Source organism: Pseudarthrobacter sp. S3 (genome assembly GCF_050156905.1).
Lineage (GTDB): Bacteria > Actinomycetota > Actinomycetes > Actinomycetales > Micrococcaceae > Arthrobacter.
The window spans coordinates 1,573,033-1,590,594 of sequence record NZ_CP189583.1 but is presented as its reverse complement, the minus strand read 5'-3'; the positions used below and the strand labels follow the sequence as shown (position 1 = coordinate 1,590,594).

Below are 17,562 nucleotides of genomic sequence, written 5' to 3'. Positions count from 1 at the left end.
AACGTGGATTGCGTGGACTGGGTTTCCTGGTTCGGTGCGCCGGAGTACGGATTCGCCCGGCAGGTGCTGCAGCGAGGTGTGGCGGCACTGTTCTTTGTTGCGTTCCTGTCTTCCCTGAACCAGTTCCCAGCGCTGCTGGGCGAACGCGGTCTGTTGCCGGTACCGGACTATCTGGGAGGGTTCAGCGCGCGCCGGCGGCCCACGCTGTTCCGTTGGCGTTATTCGGACAGGCTGCTGCGTGGTGTCTGCGCTACCGGACTGGCAATTTCAGCCTTCCTGGTGGCCGGCATCCCCCAGCTCGGCCCGCCGTGGGTTCCGCTGATCGCGTTTCTGGCCCTGTGGCTGCTGTACATGTCGATCGTCAACGTGGGGCAGACATTTTATGGCTTCGGCTGGGAGATGCTGCTGCTGGAGGCTGGGTTCACGGTGGCGTTCCTTGGCTCGGACCAGACCGAGCCGCCGCGCACCATCCTGATCCTGCTGGCCTGGCTCGTCTTCCGGCTGGAGTTCGGCGCCGGGATGATCAAGATCCGCGGCGGCCGGGAATGGCGCGACATGACGGCCCTATACTTCCACCACGAAACCCAGCCCATGCCGGGGCCGTTGAGCCGACAGGCACATCTCCTGCCCAAACCTTTCCACCGGTTGGAGGTCCTCGGGAACCATTTCGCCCAGCTGGTGGTCCCGTTCTTCCTCTTCGCACCGCAGCCCCTGGCAAGCGCAGCCGCCGGCATCATCATCTTCACCCAGCTGTGGCTGGTGGCCAGCGGCAATTTTGCGTGGCTTAACTGGATGGCCGTTGTGCTGGCCTTCGCAGCGGTCAGCGACCCCGCGGCCCACGCCGTGTTGCCGTTCCTGCCGCTGACTGGGGATCCCCGGGTAGACGTCCGCGGCAGTCCCCCGTACTGGCTTGCCATCACTTTGCTGGCCACCTTCCTGCTGGTGGCGCTCAGCTACTGGCCGCTGCGCAACCTGCTCTCCAAAGGGCAGCTGATGAATGCCAGCTTCAACCGCTGGCAACTGGCCAACACGTACGGCGCGTTCGGCACGGTAACGAAGCACCGCGTCGAGATCGTGGTGGAGGGCACCCTGGACAAGGAACCTGGGGACTCGGCGGACTGGCGCGAATATGCGTTCAGGGGCAAACCCGGTGACGTGCGCCGACTGCCCCGGCAGTGGGCGCCATACCACCTGCGGCTGGACTGGCTGATGTGGTTCTTGCCGTTGCGCACGGTCCACGAGGAGTGGTTTTACGCATTCCTCACGAAGCTGCTGGAGGCGGACCAGCAGACGCTGCGGCTACTCCGTGCCGACCCGTTCGACGGCGATCCGCCGCGTTGGGTGCGGGTCAACAGTTACCTGTACCGTTTCGCCACCAGGGCTGAGTTCCGGGAGACAGGCGAGCGCTGGGTCAGGATGCCGCTCCATGAGGACATCCCGCCGCTTTCGCTCCGCGGTTCCCGCGGGCGGCGGCGGTGATTCCGGCCCTGGCGGTTCCTGCCCGGCGGCCCTACGAGCGGATGCCTGCCCGGCGGATGGTGGCTTCCGCGTGCTTGAGGATGGGGCCATCGATCATTTTGCCGCCGTGCTGGAACACGCCGGATCCAGCGGCAGCGGCGACCCGCAGCAGTTCTGTGGCCTCGGCGACGTCGGCCTCGGACGGGGCGTAGGCGCCCCGGACAACGGCCGCCTGCGTGGGATGGATGCAGGCTTTGGAGCCGAATCCTGACGCTGCGGCATCGGCTGCCTCCAGAGCCAGCCCGTCAAGGTCCGGGATGTTGACGTACACGGCGTCCACGGCTTCTTTCCCGCAGGCCCGTGCGGCGAGCAGCACCGCGGACCGGGCGTGCAGGGCCACGGCGCGGTACCCGCCGCCGTCCGTTCTGCTGGACGTGCCGCTGAGGGAAGCCAGGAGGTCCTCGGCGCCCCACATCAGTGCCACCACGTTGGGGGCCGCCGCGATGGCGGGCGCGTTGAGGACCCCGACGGCGGTCTCACACAGGGCGATGACGTGGTAGTATGCCAGGGCTTCGAGCTGGGCCGCGTTCTCGGCCTTGGCCAGCATCACCGTGCGGTACGGCGTGTGGGCCAGGCAATGCAGGTCCTTCTCGAACTCGTCGGTGCCGGCCGGGTTGATCCTGACGATGGTGCGGCTGGGATCGAGCTCCGGTCCCTCCCCGGAAGCGCCCAACTGGGCCAGGATGGCGCCGCGCGCCCGCTGCTTGTCCGCGGGTGCCACGGCGTCCTCGAGGTCCACGATGACAGCGTCCGCTCGTTGGGCGGCCTTGGGGAAACGCTCGGGACGGTCGGCAGGGCAGAAGAGGAGGGCGGGACCCATCACAAATGTCATACGGACATTGTCCTCTTTTCGGGGCCCGGTACGCTCCCCTTTTCAGCATCTGCAGGCTGCACCTGTTGCCCGGAGGACTGCGCCGTATGGGCGTCCCGGGTCCACATGAGGCAGCTCCGCGTGGCCTGGGCCACCACGGTGCCGTCCTGGTTCCTGCCGGTGTGCTGCATGCTTACGATCCCCTGCCCGGGACGCGATCCCGAGAGGCGCTTCCCGGTGATCACCGTCTCGGTGTAGAGCGTGTCCCCGTGATAGAGCGGGTGCGGGAAGGAGACGTCCGTCAGGCCCAGCTGCGCGATGATGGTGCCCTGGGTGAGCTGCGAGACGGACTGTCCCACCAGGGTGGACAGCGTGAACATGGAGTTGACCAGCCGCTGGCCGAACGGCTGGCCGGCGCTCCACGCGGCGTCCAAGTGCAGGGCCTGGGTGTTCATGGTGAGCGTGGTGAACAGGACGTTGTCCGCCTCGGTCACGGTGCGGCCGGGCCGGTGCGCGTAGACAACGCCTTCTTCGAGCTCGTCAAAGTACAGGCCGCGTTGTTCGATGACCCGGGGGGCGTCGGTTGTCGGGCCCGGGGCATCGGGGCGCGGAACCCCGTTCATACGGTGAGCTCCTGGTCTTCTTCGAACAGTTCGGCGCCGGTTGCCGCCGCCACGTCCTCCACGGAGACGTTGGGGGCCAGTTCGCGGAGCACCAGCCGGGACCGCCCGCCTTCGGTGACCACGTCTATCACGGCGAGGTCGGTGATGATCCGGTCCACGCAGGCCTTGCCAGTCAGCGGCAGCGAGCAGTTCTCCACGATTTTGGGGTTGCCGTTGCGGTCCACGTGTTCCATCATCACGATCACCTTCTTGGCACCGAACACCAGGTCCATGGCCCCGCCCATGCCTTTGACCATCTTGCCCGGGATCATCCAGTTGGCCAGGTCCCCGTTCTGGGCCACTTCCATGGCACCGAGCACGGCGACGTCCACATGGCCGCCGCGGATCATGCCGAACGAGGAGGCGGAATCGAAGAACGCGGCTCCCTTGTTGACCGTGACGGTTTCCTTGCCGGCGTTGATAAGGTCCGGATCCACCGCGTCCTCGCCGGGGTACGGTCCCACGCCCAGGATCCCGTTCTCCGAGTGCAGCACCACCTCGACGCCTGCCGGGATGTAGTTGGGAATGAGCGTGGGCATGCCGATGCCCAGGTTGACGTACTGCCCGTTACTGAGTTCCCGGGCCACCCGGGCGGCCAGTTCGTTGCGCGTCCACCCTTTGGCCTCCGGATTGGTGCCTTCGGGATGGCCGACGGCGGCACGCCGGTATTCGGGCCGGACGGCTTCGGGGCGGGGAGGCGCTCCCTGCGTACTGCTGGACTCCATGGCTACGCTCCTGCCTGTTCGGTGGTGCTCTCGGTTCCGGCAGGCTGGGCAAGGGCGACGGTCCGCTTTTCGATCCGCTTCTCACCGGCGGGCACCACCACCACCCGCTGGACGAAGATGCCTGGCGTGTGGACGTGCTCCGGGTCCAGATCGCCCGGTTCCACCAGCTCCTCCACCTCGGCGATGGTGATTTTTCCCGCCATGGCGCAGAGCGGGTTGAAGTTCATGGCGGTGGCGTGGAAAACCAGGTTGCCGTGGCGGTCACCTTTCCAGGCATGGACCAGTCCGAAGTCGGGTGTCAGGGATTCCTCCAGGACGTAGTCCACATCGTTGAAAGTCCGCACTTCCTTGGGGGAAGAGGCGATGGCGATGCCGCCGTCGGCATCGTACTTCTGCGGCAGGCCGCCGTCGGAAACCTGCGTGCCGACCCCGGCCTTGGTGTAGAAGGCGGGGATCCCGGCGCCGCCGGCCCGGAGCTTTTCCGCCAGCGTTCCCTGCGGGGTGAGGACCACCTCAAGCTCGCCGGAGAGGTACTGGCGCGCGAACTCCTTGTTCTCGCCGACGTAGGAACTGACGGTCCGCCGGATCCTGCCGTCACGGAGCAGTACGCCCAGCCCCCAGTCGTCCACGCCGCAGTTGTTGCTGACGGTTTCGAGGTCCTTGGTGCCGTGCCGGTGCAGGGCATCGATCAGTGCCACCGGGATTCCGCAGAGGCCGAACCCTCCCACCGCGAGCGACGCGCCGTCGGGAATGTCCGCAATGGCTTCCTCGGCGCTGGCAACAACCTTGTTGATCATCGTTGGTCCTTTCAAGGGTCTCGACAGGCTCGACCACCGCGTGGCATTCCAGACCAGCGGGCTTGTTACAGTCCGAGTTCGCGGGCGATCAGCATCAGCTGGACCTCCGTGGTGCCCTCCCCCACTTCAAGGATCTTGGAGTCGCGGTAGTGGCGTGCCACGGTGAATTCGTTGATGAAGCCATAGCCGCCGAATACCTGGGTGGCATCCCGCGCATTGTCCATGGCCGCCTCGCCTGCGACCATCTTAGCGATGGCCGCCTGCGTCTTGAACGGCTTCCCCGCCAGCATCCTCGACGCGGCGTCGTAGTACGCCAGGCGGGCTGTATGGGCCCGGGCCTGCATGCGGGCGATCTTGAACGAGATGGCCTGGTATTTGCCGATGTGATGGCCAAACGCGCTGCGTTCCTTGGCGTACTTCACCGACAGGTCAACACAGCCCTGCGCCGCCCCCGTCGCCAAAGCCGCGATGGCGATCCGGCCCTCGTCCAGGATGGAAAGGAAGTTCGCGTAACCCCGCCCCTCCGCACCGAGCAGGTTCGCTTCCGGCACCCGGACGTCCTTGAGCGTCAGCGGGTGCGTGTCCGAGGCGTTCCAGCCCACTTTGTTGTAGGCCTTCTCCGCCCTGAAACCCGGAGTCGTGGTGGGCACCAGGATGGTGGAAATCTGCTTCTTGAGGCTGCCATCCTTGCGTTCCTTCTGGCCGGTCACCGCGGTGACCGTGACCAGGCGCGTGATGTCGGTCCCGGAGTTGGTGATGAATTCCTTGTTGCCGTTGATCACCCAGTCACCGTTCTCACGATGGGCGTGGGTTTTGGTCCCACCGGCGTCTGAGCCTGCTTCCGGCTCCGTGAGTCCGAACCCGGCGAGCGCCTTGCCGGAGGCCAGCAGCGGGAGCCACTCCTCCTTCTGGGCCTCGGTGCCGAACCGGTACACCGGCATTGCGCCGAGGGAGACGCCTGCCTCCAGCGTGATGGCCACGGACTGGTCCACCCGGCCCAGCTGTTCGAGGGCGAGCGCCAGGGCGAAGTAGTCCCCGCCCATCCCGCCGTGCTCTTCCGGGAACGGCAGCCCGAAGAGGCCCATGTCCGCCATCTGGGACACCACCTCGTACGGGAAGCTGTGCTCTTCGTCATGCTTGGCCGAGACCGGCGCCACCACGGTGTCCGCAAAATCCCGGACGGTGTCGCTGAGGTCCTGGTATTCCTCGCTGAGCTCAAAATCTGCCATGGCTAGGCTCCCTTGCCTGTGTTGTTGGAATCCTTGTTCGACTCCGTGTTGGAATCCTGAAGTGAATCCGCGTCTGGATCGGTGGTTGACGGGTGGATGGTGGCCAGCACCTGGTCCGCTTTGACCGGCTGACCGGCCTTGACGCTGAGGTGGACCGTGCCGGCCACCTCTGCCACCAGCTGGTGTTCCATCTTCATCGCTTCGACGGAGAGGAGAACCTGGCCGGCTTCCACGGTGTCGCCGTTGTTGACGGCAACGGACACCACTGTGCCGGGCATCGGCGAGCGCACCTCCGGGTCGGCGGTGCCTTCCTCGCGCTCGACGGCGGCGAGCACCCGGACCAGCCGTGACTCCCGCGTCAGCACCTCCAGCCGGCAGGACCAGCCTCCGTTGCCGAGGAACAGTTCCGCGGGACCGCCTGAGGCCCGGTTATCCGGGGTGAGGCTGACCGGGCCCGCGTCCGCCGGCGCCAGCGCATACTCCGTGGATTCGCCGTCCAGGGTAAGGACCAGGCTCCCGCGGCCCGGCAGTCGCAGCGAAGCTGTCCGCCCGGGCCCGTCACCGACACAGACCTGGACCGGGCCGGCGGCCACGCGGCCTATGACACTCACTGTTGCGATACCGCCGTCGGGCGTTCCCAGGCTGATCCGCCGGGGCGCCGGCGCGCCGATCCGCCAGCCGTTGCTGGCCTGCCAGGGACCGGGGGGCGTCCCCGTGCTGTCCTGTTCCCCGCTCACGACGGCGTACAGGGCGGCCGCGACCATTTCGGCGTCGTCAACCCGCCGGAAGGCGAAGTCGGGCATCTTGCGCTCGATCAGGCCGGTGTCGAGATGTCCGGCGCGGACGTCGTCGTCGTTGATCAGCAGCCTCAGGTACTCAACATTCGTGTCGATGCCAAGGGCTGTGTAGCCGGCGAGTGCCGCGTCCAGTGTGTCCAGGGCAACGGTGCGCTCCGGGCCCCACGCGATGACTTTGGAGATCATCGGATCGTAGCTGGAGGAGATCTCGAGCCCCTCGAGCAGGGCCGAATCCACCCGGATCGTGCCGGCTCCGTGATCGGGCATTTCGTCCAGCAGGAGCACGGTCCCGGTGGACGGCATGAAGTTCCGCTCCGGGATTTCCGCGTAGACGCGGGCTTCGACGGCGTGCCCGTTAAGTTCGACGTCGTCCTGGCGGACGGTCAGTTCCTCACCGGCGGCGATGCGGACCTGCCATTCGACCAGGTCTACGCCGGTGACCATTTCGGTCACCGGGTGCTCCACCTGGAGGCGGGTATTCATCTCCATAAAGAAGAACTCGTCAGGGGCCTCGTCGGAGACCAGGAACTCCACAGTTCCCGCGCCGCTGTAGTGGACGCTGCGGGCCGCCTGGCAGGCGGCCTCGCCGATCCGAGCCCGAGTGGCCCCGCCGTCGTGCAATGACTCCAGCAGCGGCGACGGCGCTTCCTCAATGACCTTCTGGTGGCGGCGCTGCAGCGAGCACTCGCGCTCCCCGAGATGGATGACGTTGCCGTGGTTGTCGGCCAGGATCTGAACTTCGATGTGTCGGGGCATGCGGACCAGCCGCTCCAGGAACAGCGTGTCGTCGCCGAAGGCGCTGGCGGCGACGCGGCGGGCGGTTTCCAAGGTGGCGGGCAGGTCCGCGGCCCGTTCCACGATGTGCATGCCTTTGCCGCCGCCGCCCGCTGACGGTTTGATGAGCAACGGGAATCCGACGGCGTCCGCGGACTCGATCAGCTGCGCGTCAGTCATGCCCGGTTCGGCGATGCCCGGCACCACCGGGACACCGTAGCCGGCCACGTGGTTCTTGGATCGGATCTTGTCGCCCATGACGTTCAAGGATTCGATGCCGGGGCCGATGAAAGTGAGGCCGGCGGATTTAAGGGCGCGGGCAAAATCGACGTTCTCGCTGAGGAAGCCATAGCCGGGGTGCACAGCCTCGGCGCCGGTGTCGCGGCAGGCCTGGATAATCGCCGCAATCTTGAGGTAGCTCTCTGCAGCGGCGGCGGGGCCGATCCGCACGGCAGTGTCAGCCTCGTGCACGTGCCGGGCCCCGGCATCGGCGTCGCTATAGACGGCCACGGAACGGATGCCCAGTGCTCGCAGGGTGCGGATCACGCGGCAGGCGATCTCCCCACGGTTGGCGACCAGCACGGTGTTGAACAGCGGCTTCTGCGGAGTGGTGGAACGAATGTCGGGCGAGGAAACGGTCACGGCTGACTCACATCCGGAAAAGGCCGAAGGAGGTCTCCGGCAGCGGGGCGCAGGAGACGACGTCGAGCGCCAGTCCCAGGACGGTGCGGGTGTCCGCGGGGTCAATCACGCCGTCGTCCCAAAGGCGGGCGGTGGAATAGTAGGGGCTGCCCTGATCTTCATACTGCTGTTTGATCGGGGCCTTAAAGGCTTCCTCGTCCTCCCCGGACCATTCCCGGCCCGCCGCTTCGTACTGGTCGCGCTTGACCGTGGCCAGGACGCCGGAGGCCTGGTTGCCGCCCATGACGGAGATGCGGGACGCCGGCCACATCCACAGGAAGCGCGGTGAGTAGGCCCGCCCGCACATGGAGTAGTTGCCCGCGCCGAAGGACCCTCCGATTACGACGGTCAGTTTGGGAACCCTGGCGGTGGCCACTGCGGTAACCATTTTGGCGCCGTTCTTGGCGATGCCGCCCTGTTCCGAGTCCTTGCCCACCATGAACCCGGAAATGTTCTGCAGGAAAACGAGGGGAATGCCGCGCTGGTCGCAGAGCTCGATGAAGTGTGCGCCCTTGAGCGAGGACTCGCTGAAGAGCACGCCGTTGTTGGCCACGATCCCCACCGGGTGCCCGTGCAGCCTGGCGAACCCCGTGACCAGTGTGGCGCCGTACTCCTTCTTGAACTCGTGGAACCTGCTGCCGTCCACCAGCCGGGCAACGACCTCGTGCACGTCGTACTGCGCGTTAACGTCCGTAGGGACGGCGCCGTACAACTCTTCCGGATCCGCCAGAGGCTCGACGGCGGTGTCCACATCCCACGCGGGAGCTGCCGGCCTCGGCAGGGTGGCCACGATGTCGCGGACGATCTGCAGTGCGTGTTCGTCGTTCTCGGCGAGATGGTCCGTGACCCCCGAGATCCTCGAGTGCACGTCACCGCCGCCCAGTTCCTCCGCGGTGACGATCTCGCCGATGGCGGCCTTTACCAGCGGGGGACCGCCCAGGAAGATGGTGCCCTGGTTCCGCACGATCACCGTCTCATCGCTCATCGCCGGAACGTAGGCGCCGCCCGCCGTGCAGGAACCCATTACCGAGGCGATCTGCGGGATCTTCGCGGCAGACATTTTCGCCTGGTTGAAGAAGATCCGGCCGAAGTGCTCCTTGTCCGGGAAGACTTCGTCCTGCTTCGGAAGGAAGGCCCCGCCCGAATCCACCAGGTAGATGCACGGCAGCCGGTTCTCCAGCGCAATCTCCTGGGCACGGAGGTGCTTCTTCACCGTCATCGGATAGTAGGTGCCGCCTTTGACCGTGGCGTCATTGGAAATCACCAGGACTTGGCGGCCGTGCACCATCCCGATCCCGGCAATGACCCCGGCACCCGGCGACTCGTTGTTGTACATGCCGTTGGCTGCCAGCGGCGCAATCTCCAGGAACGGGCTGCCGTCATCCAGCAGCCGGTCGATGCGTTCCCGGGGCAGCAGCTTGCCGCGGCCCACATGGCGCTCCCGCGACTTCTCCGGCCCTCCCAACGCGGCGTCAGCCAGCTTGGTACGGAGCTCGGCGGCCAGCGCGAGCTGCGCAGTGTTGTTTGCAGCAAACACTTCACTTGCGGCATCAAGCCGGCTGGCAAGGGTCTCCATCGACGGTGTCCGTTCCTCATCCTGTGAAAGCCACCAAGGCTCCGGCTAGAGCCGGAGAAGCCAGCTCGGTTAATGCTTTATAACTGGAAATCAGGTTAGTCTTTATTAACTGTGATGTCCAACACAACAGGACATTGTTAGAATCTGCTGTTCCTAGGAGGAAAAGCATGCCCACAACCCCACCGGTCAAACCGTCCGCACCGGCACTGGCAGCCCACGTAACTCCCGGAACACCCCGCAGCCAGGCGAAGGAGAACCGCCGCCAGGCCCTACTTACCGCGGCCGCGGCGCTCTTTGCGCTGCACGGGTTCAACCGGGTGTCGCTGGAAGATCTGGGCGCCGCAGCTGGTGTCAGCGGCCCGGCCGTTTATCGCCACTTCCAAGGCAAGCAGGGGGTGTTGGGAGACCTGCTGCTCACCGTCAGCCGCGAGCTGCTCGACGGCGGCCGGCGCGTCATTGCCGAGACCACGGACCCACTCGCTGCGCTCCGCAGGCTAGTGGGCTTCCAGGTGGAGTTCGCGCTGGGAAAGCCGGACGTGATCCGGGTGCAGGACCGGGATTTCAGCAACCTCAGCCAGAAGGACCAGTCCGAGGTACGGACGCTGCAGCGGAACTACGTGGAGATTTGGGTTGAGGTCCTGTCGCTGCTGCATCCGGGCACCGACGCCATCGAACTGCGGATGCGGGCCCACGCTGCCTTCGGCCTGATCAACTCCACGCCGCACTCCATACGGAACCACGGACGCAAGATCGCGCACAAAACGGCCCGGCCGCTTCTGGAGAGCATGGCGATGGCGGCACTCACGGTGGAGGTTCCCGAAGCTCCCTGACCACAGGCTCGGTGCCTCCAGCCAGAGTTTTTGTCCAGATAAAGCGGTTTAGATCGCCCGAAACCCGGATTATCTGGACAAAAATCGTGGGTCAGACCATCGTGAGCACCATGCCGGGTTCGGCCAGGATGGCGCCAACATCGGCAAGGAACCGAGAGCCCTGCTCCCCGTCCACCAGGCGGTGGTCAAAGGACAGGCTCAGTGTCATGACCTGGCGCAGGGCAACTGCATCCTGGAAGTCCCACGGCATTCTCCGCACGGCCCCCATGGCCAGGATGGCTGCCTCACCGGGGTTCAGGATGGGCGTGCCCGCATCGATGCCGAAGACGCCGATGTTCGTGATGGAGATGGTGCCGCCGGAGAGGTCGGCCGGGGCAGTCTTGCCCGCCCGCGCCGTCTCGGTCAGCCCGGTCAGGGCTTCGGAGAGTTCCAGCAGCGAGAAGGTATCCGCGTCCTTGATGTTCGGCACGGTGAGCCCGCGGGGAGTCGCCGCGGCGATGCCCAAGTTCACGTAGTTGAACTGCACGATCTCCTGGCTGGCCTCCTCCCACCGCGAGTTCAGCGACGGGTTCCGCCGCAGCGCGATCAGCACCGCCTTGGCCACCAGCGTCAGCGGCGTGAGTTTGTAGCCGGAAAAGGCCCGGCTGGTCTTCAGCTTGGCAAGCAGGTCCATCGTGGGCGTGACATCGACCGTAAGGAATTCCGTCGCGTGGGGAGCCGTAAACGCACTCGCCACCATCGCCGCGGCCGTGAACTTGCGTACACCCTTGATGGGAGTCCGGACTTCCCGGCCGCCCTGCGCTCCCGGCCCCGCGGCAGAAACCGAATCCGATACCGCGGAAAGGTGACGCACCGGCGCCGACAGTTCCCCGCCGACAAAATTCCGGACATCCTCCCGCGTGATCAGCCCGCCGGCACCGGTACCCGCGACCGCGGCCAGCTCGACACCGAGGTCTTTGGCCAGCTTCCGGACCGGCGGCGTGGAGCGTGGGCGCTCTGCGGTGTCGGCGGGCCGTGTTTCGACAGGCTCAACCACCGGCGTTTCGGTCCTAACCGGCTCAACCCCCGCGGTTGTGAAGGTGCGGGCCCGGCGGGCGGGACGGCCTGAGCTTTCGACGACGGCGCCGTACCCCACCAGGTTTGGCTCGCGTTTCGCGGTCCCCGCCACAGCATTGGTCGCCCCGGCGGGCGCAACCCCGGCGGGCGCAAGCTCTGAAGGTGAGGCGCCGCCGTCGTCCGCTACTTCGAAGGAGACGATCGACTTGCCCACCTCCACGATTGTTCCCGGCTCTTCATGGAGCGCAGTGATCACGCCCGCGAAAGGTGACGGCAGCTCCACTACGGCCTTTGCGGTTTCCACCTCGGCGATGACCTGGTTCAGCGTCACCGTGTCCCCCACTGCCACTTTCCAGCTGAGGATTTCGGATTCCGTGAGGCCTTCGCCGAGGTCCGGGAGCCTGAATTCCTTGATCATGGTGGCGCTCATCCTTCCAGCCCACTGACAGAGTTCGGGCGTCCGAGGGCGCGGTCCACGCCGTCGAGGATCCGGTCCAGGCCGGGCAGATGGTGCATTTCGAGCTTGGAGTACGGGTAGGGAATATCGAATCCGGTGATGCGGACGGGGGCGGTTTCGAGGTGGTGGAAGCACCTCTCTGTAATGCTGGCTGCCACTTCGGCGCCCAGGCCACCGGACTGGCCGGCTTCATGGGTGACCACCAGCCTGCCTGTTTTCCGGACGGATGCTTCAACGGTGGCGTAGTCCACGGGTGCCAGCGAGCGCAGGTCGATGACCTCGATGGAGATGCCTTCGTCGGAGGCCGCGGTTGCTGCGTCCTTGGCCGTCTTCACCAACGGCCCGTAGGCCACGAGCGTCACGTCCGCGCCCTCGGTGACAACGCGGGCGGAGTCCATGGGCAGCGCGGTGCGCGGATCGATGCCCTCATCCACTTCACCTTTGTCGTGGTAGCGGCGCTTGGGCTCGAAGTACAGTACCGGGTCATCGGACAGGATGGCCTGCTGGATCACGGTGTGGGCATCCTGCGGGTTGGACACGCTGACCACACGAAGCCCCGAGGTATGCGTGAAGTACGCCTCGGGCGACTCGGAGTGGTGCTCGGGTGAGCCGATGCCACCTCCGAACGGGACGCGGATGGTGATGGGCATCTTCACGGCCCCCTGTGTGCGGTAGTGCAGCTTCGCCACCTGGCTCACGATCTGGTCGAAGGCAGGGTAGATAAAGCCGTCGAACTGGATCTCCACCACCGGGCGGTAACCGCGGTAGGCGAGGCCGACGGCGGTGCCCATGATGGCCGATTCGGCCAGCGGGGTGTCCACCACGCGGTGGGTGCCGAAATCCTTCTGCAGGCCGTCGGTCACCCGGAAAACACCGCCGAGGGTGCCAATATCCTCGCCCATGAGGATGACTTTTGGATCGTTTTCGAGGGATTTGCGCAGGCCGGAATTGATGGCGCGGGCAAAGGTCATCTGGGTCATCAGCGTGCACCTTCTTCTGAGGTGGCTCCCGCGGGATCGCCGAAGGAAGCCAGGTAACGGGCGTAGTGGTCCTGCTGCCGGTCCAGCCACGAGTTGGGCTCGCTGTACACATGCTTGAAGATGTCCATCGGCTCCGGATCCGGCATGCCGATGCAGCCCGAACGGATGTCGCGGGCGACTGACTCTGCCTTGTCGTGAACGTGCTGCTTGACCTGATCCGTGAGGAGGCCCTTGCGTTCCAGCAGGGCTTTGACCCGCAGGATGGGGTCCTTCGCGGCCCAGTCCTCCAGTTCATTGGCGTCACGGTAGCGGGTGGGATCGTCAGCGGTGGTGTGCGGTCCCATGCGGTATGTGACCGCTTCGATGAACGTGGGTCCGCCGCCGTGCCGGGCACGGTCCAATGCCACGCGCGTTGCTGCCATAACGGCCAGCACATCATTGCCGTCGACCCGGAGGCTCGGAATGCCGAATCCGGTAGCCCGGTCCGCGATCTGGATGTGGGACTGCAACCGCACAGGCTCCGAAATGGCCCAATGGTTGTTGGAGCAGAAGAAGACCACGGGCGCCTGGAAGCTGGCGGCAAAGACCATGGCCTCGTTGACGTCGCCTTCGCTGGTGGCACCGTCGCCGAAGTACGTCACCGCCACCGAGTCCGCGCCGTCGTTCTGGATGCCCATGGCGTAACCGGTGGCATGCAGGGTCTGCGCGCCGATGATGATCTGCGGGGTGGCCATATTCACGGAGTACGGATCCCACCCGGAGGAGGCCGTGCCACGCCACACCCGCGTGATGTCTGTCAGGTTCACGCCGCGGCAGTACGCCACACCGTTTTCTCGGTAGCTGGAGAAAACAAAGTCGTCCTCGCGCAGGGCCCTGCCGGAACCGACCTGCGCCGCCTCTTGCCCCAGCAACGGGGGCCAAAGACCAAGTTCGCCTTGACGCTGGAGGGCGGTGGCCTCAACATCGATCCGCCGGATCACCGTGAGGTCCTCGTAGAGGGAACATAACTGCTCGTCCCCGATGTCCTTCACCCAGGGATCAAACTCCGGGTGGCTGATCCGCTCCCCTGCCGGGGTAATCAGCTGGATCAGGTTCCTGTCTGTAGACACGATGGCACGCAACCTTCTCACGTCGTTTGACCGGAGCCTGGGGACTTATGGTCCCGCCCGCCGTCGGCCGCCCGGGCGCCGTTGCCCCGGATATTTGTGACCCTACTCACAACGCTCAATGGGTACAACCACCGCGGCGGATACTGCGCATAATGCCCTGTTTGCAGAGACGCCACCGTGCTAAAGTTGCGCATTATGCACGTTTTGGATGGCACAGACACGCGGCTACTCTCGGCCTTGGCCCGCGACCCCCGGCGGACAGTGGTGGCGTTGGCCCAGAAGCTGGGGCTGTCCCGGAACACCGTGCAGGCGCGCATGGCCCAGCTGGAGAAGAAGCACGTCTTCCTGTCCTTTGAACGGCGGATCAACCCGGTGTCACTGGGCTATCCGCTGATGGCGTTCATTTCCGTCCATGTCCAGCAGCAGAGACTGGGGCAGCTGGCCCATGACCTCGCCGGCATTCCGGAAATCCTGGAAGGCTACGGCCTCACCGGCTCCGCTGACCTCCTGCTCCGCGTAGTGGCCCTGGACGCCGAGGATCTCTTCCGGATCAACGGGAAGATCCTGGCGTGCAATGGAGTGGACCGGACGGATACCGCACTGGCCATGGGCGAACTCATCCCCTTCCGCATCCAGCCATTGCTTGAGCGGGGATCCGGAGACGCCTAGGGCCGGCAGCCCTTATTAATTCTGCGATACCCAGCCCCGGCGGGGTGGGTTATAGGCTGTTCCAAGGTCAATCCATGGGTGCCGTTCAGCGGATCCCTACAATAAGGCAGTGCCAGTGCGTTGCCGGAAAGGCTCCATCGTGAGCAATCCTCAGGAACCGTACCAGCCGGTTCAGCCGGCGGCCTGGCCCGCACAACCAGCCGGGCAGCCCGGGAACCCTGAGCAGCACGGCGCGCCACCGCTGCCGGGCAACCCGCCCCAGCCCGGTGCGCCGGGGCAATACGGTGCGCCGTCTCCATACGGTCCTCCGTCGCAGTTTGGCCCGCCGGCACAGTACGGGGCACCTGGCCAGTACTCGTCAGATGGACCGTTCGGCCTGCCCGGACAGGAACCCCCGGCGCGAAACCGCCGGAAGCTGTGGACCATCCTCGGCATTGTGGGCGGTGTCCTGCTGCTGGCGGTGGTCGGCGTGCTCATCCTGGTCAACGTTGTCAACGGAGCCACCAACCATGCTCAGGGACTGGCTGACGGCTTCACGAAGCTGGTGATTGCGGGCGACAGTTCCAAGGCCTACGACGACTATCTTGACCCCGCCCTCCGTGAACAGCTGACCAAGGAAGAATTCATCGCCGGCATCAAGACGCTAGAGATGGATAACACCTGCAAGCCGGCCTACAACAAGGTGAATGCCAGCACTGAGAACGGCACGAAGGCGGCCGACGTGGCCGGCCTCATCACCTGCGACGGCGACAAGAAGATCGACCTCGCCTACCGCTTCGAAGGCACCGACGAGCTGAGAATGATCAACATCAAACTCAAGCCCCAGGCGTAGCGGCGGGGAACAGCCCCGGTCAGATGCTTCTGTGCCTACTGATCCATTTGCGTTCCGAGGAAAGGTTCCCCTGTTGGGATGCCTCCGGCCGTGGTGACTCTTACGGCCTCCTCAACTATCTACAGCAGAGCCGTGGCCGCGTTTCACACGGGCGTGGAGGTCCTCCCTGAACCCGGGGAAGGCCGTCGTCTCATCACCGCGGCAACCACGATAAGTGCGGCGGCGACGCCCAGTCCCAGCCGGGCCACCAGCTGGCCGTATGGTTCGGCGCCGGTGAAATACATCATTGCCAGTACGGGGGCGATGGCGGTGAACTCGTAGCGCCGGCTGAGCACCACGAACGGCAGGAGCAGCAAGGCGTACCAGGGGTAGCTGGGCGAGACGAGCAGCAGCGTCCCGCCGACCATGAAGACCTGCCCGTCCCATGGCCGGGCGGCGTTGGTGGTCCGCCAGACATACACCGCCAGACTCAGCAGCAGCACCAGTGCCGCCGGCATCGCCCAGCTGGCCGGGAGCACCAGCTTCAACAGTGTGAAGCGCGGGCTGTCCTGCCCGTCGTACCCCTCCGATTTGAGGTAAGTGGGCAGATAGCCCAGCACGGTCCAGCCGCTGGCGAGGACATACGGCACGTACGCCAGGGCGAAGGTGGCCGCGGCCGCGGCGACGAAGCGGACGGGCTGGCGGTAGAGCAGTGCCGGGGCGCTGATGGCGGGAATAAGCTTGGTGGCTACCGCCGCGCCGAAGGCTATTCCGGAACCCAGCGTGCGCTGGCCCACCAGCAGCAGCGCAGCGGCCAGCGCCAACGCCGCGCCGAGGGTGTCCACGTGGGCGCCGTTGATGGCTTCGAAGGCCACCAGCGGGGACCAGGCCCACCACACTGCCTGGTGTGCCGGACGGCCTGTGCGGCGCAGGAACGTCAGCAACAGCACCGTCACGGCCAGGCTCAGCAGCAGCCCGACCAGCTGGAAGGCAATGAACCCAACCTCTGCGCCGGGGAGGAGCCGGACGGCGAGGAAATACAGCTCCGCCACGGCCGGATAGACAGTGGGCACGGAGGGCCGGTTGATTCCCGTGCACAGGGTACCGCCGCCGGGAATGTTGGTGGTGGTCTCCGTGCCGGACGAAAAGGGGTTGGTGTGGCAGGTTCCGTCCGGTCCGGCGTCCTGGAACAGCCATTCCGGTCGCAGCTGCCGAAGAGCCTCATCGGCCGGCACGTATCGGTAAGGGCTCATTCCCGCCTTCTGGACGATGCCATCCCAGGCGTAGCGGGCGGAGTCATTGCTCGTGGCTGGCGGTGCCGAAATCGCCGCGGTGCCCAGCAGTACCGAGCCCAGCAGCACAACGGCAGCCGCATGCCGGGCGGGCATCCGGCGCGCCATCAGGGCGGCCGGGAGAAAGAGTACCCATGCCGCCAGCGCGCCAAGGGGGGACACCCACTCCGCGGACGGATCGGTGGTGACGGTCCACCAGACGAAGCCGGCCAACAATGCCACCAGCGCCAGCGCCGCCATAGTTGCGCCGGCGCGCGCCGTCCCGCGTGCCGCCGGGCTGTCCCCCGCCCGCCCGGGAGCCTGGCCGGCCCGCACGCGGCGGGGTGTTCGTTCGCTCACCCCTTGATCCTGCACCACGTGCAGGCCCGTTGGCCATGGAACCACAGGAGCGTTCGCGTTTCGTAAGGTCTGGCCCGGGACCGGCATCGAACACACGCCCGAGACACTTCATCGACAACATCGCCGATCCTTCCTTCCAACGCGTCCTACGAGATGCCTCTTGGGCCTGATCGCCGACCTATGCCCTGAAGTCCCCGTTCACGGATCATCACCAGCGCCTCCGGCTCCCGGTGCCCGGCAAGGCCTGCGGTCCTCGGCTGACCGTCCCACCGGGGCGCCGCTGCCTACCACCGCCACGGGATCCTACAGGCCGGCAGCTCCACGCCGGGTTCGTATTGGGTCCGACCTGCACAAGGTTGCCTGAGGCACAAGTCGCATAAGTCGGTGAACCGCGAATAGCCGTTTACGGACATTCCAAGGGTGTTGCCTGCCCGAACGTTTTTGGACCG

15 protein-coding genes are annotated in these 17,562 nt (G+C 65.9%); 4 read left to right on the top strand and 11 right to left on the bottom strand.

Translation table 11 applies throughout. The features are described 5' to 3' along the window. The first annotated feature begins 12 nt into the window (after window positions 1–12). Window positions 13–1,479, top strand: coding sequence for a lipase maturation factor family protein (locus ACQCSV_RS07710; protein WP_354159226.1), 1,467 nt, complete (start codon window positions 13–15; stop codon window positions 1,477–1,479). 31 nt (window positions 1,480–1,510) lie between these two features. Here the strand turns inward: ACQCSV_RS07710 and ACQCSV_RS07705 are convergent, their stop codons facing one another. From ACQCSV_RS07705 to ACQCSV_RS07675, 7 genes are all read right to left on the bottom strand, one after another. Then, on the bottom strand, window positions 1,511–2,350 hold the full coding sequence (locus ACQCSV_RS07705; protein WP_426939438.1) for an HpcH/HpaI aldolase/citrate lyase family protein: 840 nt from the start codon (window positions 2,348–2,350) through the stop codon (window positions 1,511–1,513). Next, entirely contained in the window at window positions 2,347–2,952 is a 606-nt protein-coding gene (locus ACQCSV_RS07700; RefSeq protein WP_354159230.1) for a MaoC family dehydratase, read from the bottom strand. The genes ACQCSV_RS07705 and ACQCSV_RS07700 overlap by 4 nt, the downstream gene beginning before the upstream one ends. Beyond that, window positions 2,949–3,716, bottom strand: coding sequence for a CoA transferase subunit B (locus ACQCSV_RS07695; protein WP_354159232.1), 768 nt, complete (start codon window positions 3,714–3,716; stop codon window positions 2,949–2,951). Before ACQCSV_RS07695 ends, ACQCSV_RS07700 begins: the two co-directional genes overlap by 4 nt. Before the next feature lie 2 nt (window positions 3,717–3,718). Beyond that, a complete protein-coding gene (locus ACQCSV_RS07690) occupies window positions 3,719–4,513 on the bottom strand; it encodes a CoA transferase subunit A (protein WP_354159234.1) in 795 nt (264 codons plus the stop codon). A gap of 65 nt (window positions 4,514–4,578) precedes the next feature. Continuing rightward, complete coding sequence (locus tag ACQCSV_RS07685) at window positions 4,579–5,742, bottom strand: acyl-CoA dehydrogenase family protein (protein WP_354159236.1); 1,164 nt, start codon at window positions 5,740–5,742, stop codon at window positions 4,579–4,581. Between the two features lie 2 nt (window positions 5,743–5,744). After that, the gene (locus ACQCSV_RS07680; RefSeq protein ID WP_354159237.1) at window positions 5,745–7,955 is read right to left on the bottom strand and encodes a biotin carboxylase N-terminal domain-containing protein; all 2,211 of its coding nucleotides are present in this window, start codon (window positions 7,953–7,955) and stop codon (window positions 5,745–5,747) included. A gap of 7 nt (window positions 7,956–7,962) precedes the next feature. After that, window positions 7,963–9,570 (bottom strand): carboxyl transferase domain-containing protein, encoded by a 1,608-nt coding sequence (locus ACQCSV_RS07675; protein WP_354159238.1) that lies wholly within the window; start codon window positions 9,568–9,570, stop codon window positions 7,963–7,965. Window positions 9,571–9,737: 167 nt separating this feature from the next. On the opposite strand from ACQCSV_RS07675, the gene ACQCSV_RS07670 reads away from it, so the two are divergent. Then, window positions 9,738–10,400: an SACE_7040 family transcriptional regulator gene (locus ACQCSV_RS07670; RefSeq protein WP_354159240.1), complete on the top strand. Its 663-nt coding sequence runs from the start codon at window positions 9,738–9,740 to the stop codon at window positions 10,398–10,400. A gap of 91 nt (window positions 10,401–10,491) precedes the next feature. On the opposite strand, the gene ACQCSV_RS07665 is transcribed toward ACQCSV_RS07670, so the two are convergent. The 3 genes from ACQCSV_RS07665 to pdhA are packed head-to-tail and all read right to left on the bottom strand — an operon-like array spanning window position 10,492 to window position 14,002. Next, window positions 10,492–11,874, bottom strand: a complete 1,383-nt coding sequence (locus ACQCSV_RS07665) for a dihydrolipoamide acetyltransferase family protein (RefSeq protein ID WP_354159242.1) — start codon at window positions 11,872–11,874, stop codon at window positions 10,492–10,494. An 8-nt stretch (window positions 11,875–11,882) separates the two neighbouring features. Beyond that, a complete protein-coding gene (locus tag ACQCSV_RS07660; RefSeq protein WP_426939437.1) occupies window positions 11,883–12,893 on the bottom strand; it encodes an alpha-ketoacid dehydrogenase subunit beta in 1,011 nt (336 codons plus the stop codon). After that, complete coding sequence (gene pdhA / locus ACQCSV_RS07655) at window positions 12,893–14,002, bottom strand: pyruvate dehydrogenase (acetyl-transferring) E1 component subunit alpha (RefSeq protein ID WP_354159246.1); 1,110 nt, start codon at window positions 14,000–14,002, stop codon at window positions 12,893–12,895. Before pdhA ends, ACQCSV_RS07660 begins: the two co-directional genes overlap by 1 nt. A 195-nt stretch (window positions 14,003–14,197) precedes the next feature. Between pdhA and ACQCSV_RS07650 the strand changes: the two genes are divergently transcribed. After that, window positions 14,198–14,671, top strand: coding sequence for an Lrp/AsnC family transcriptional regulator (locus ACQCSV_RS07650; RefSeq protein ID WP_354159248.1), 474 nt, complete (start codon window positions 14,198–14,200; stop codon window positions 14,669–14,671). Window positions 14,672–14,810: 139 nt separating this feature from the next. Next, window positions 14,811–15,503 (top strand): hypothetical protein, encoded by a 693-nt coding sequence (locus ACQCSV_RS07645; RefSeq protein WP_354159249.1) that lies wholly within the window; start codon window positions 14,811–14,813, stop codon window positions 15,501–15,503. Between the two features lie 143 nt (window positions 15,504–15,646). Here the strand turns inward: ACQCSV_RS07645 and ACQCSV_RS07640 are convergent, their stop codons facing one another. After that, the gene (locus ACQCSV_RS07640; RefSeq protein WP_354165867.1) at window positions 15,647–17,113 is read right to left on the bottom strand and encodes a glycosyltransferase 87 family protein; all 1,467 of its coding nucleotides are present in this window, start codon (window positions 17,111–17,113) and stop codon (window positions 15,647–15,649) included. Window positions 17,114–17,562: the final 449 nt, after the last annotated feature.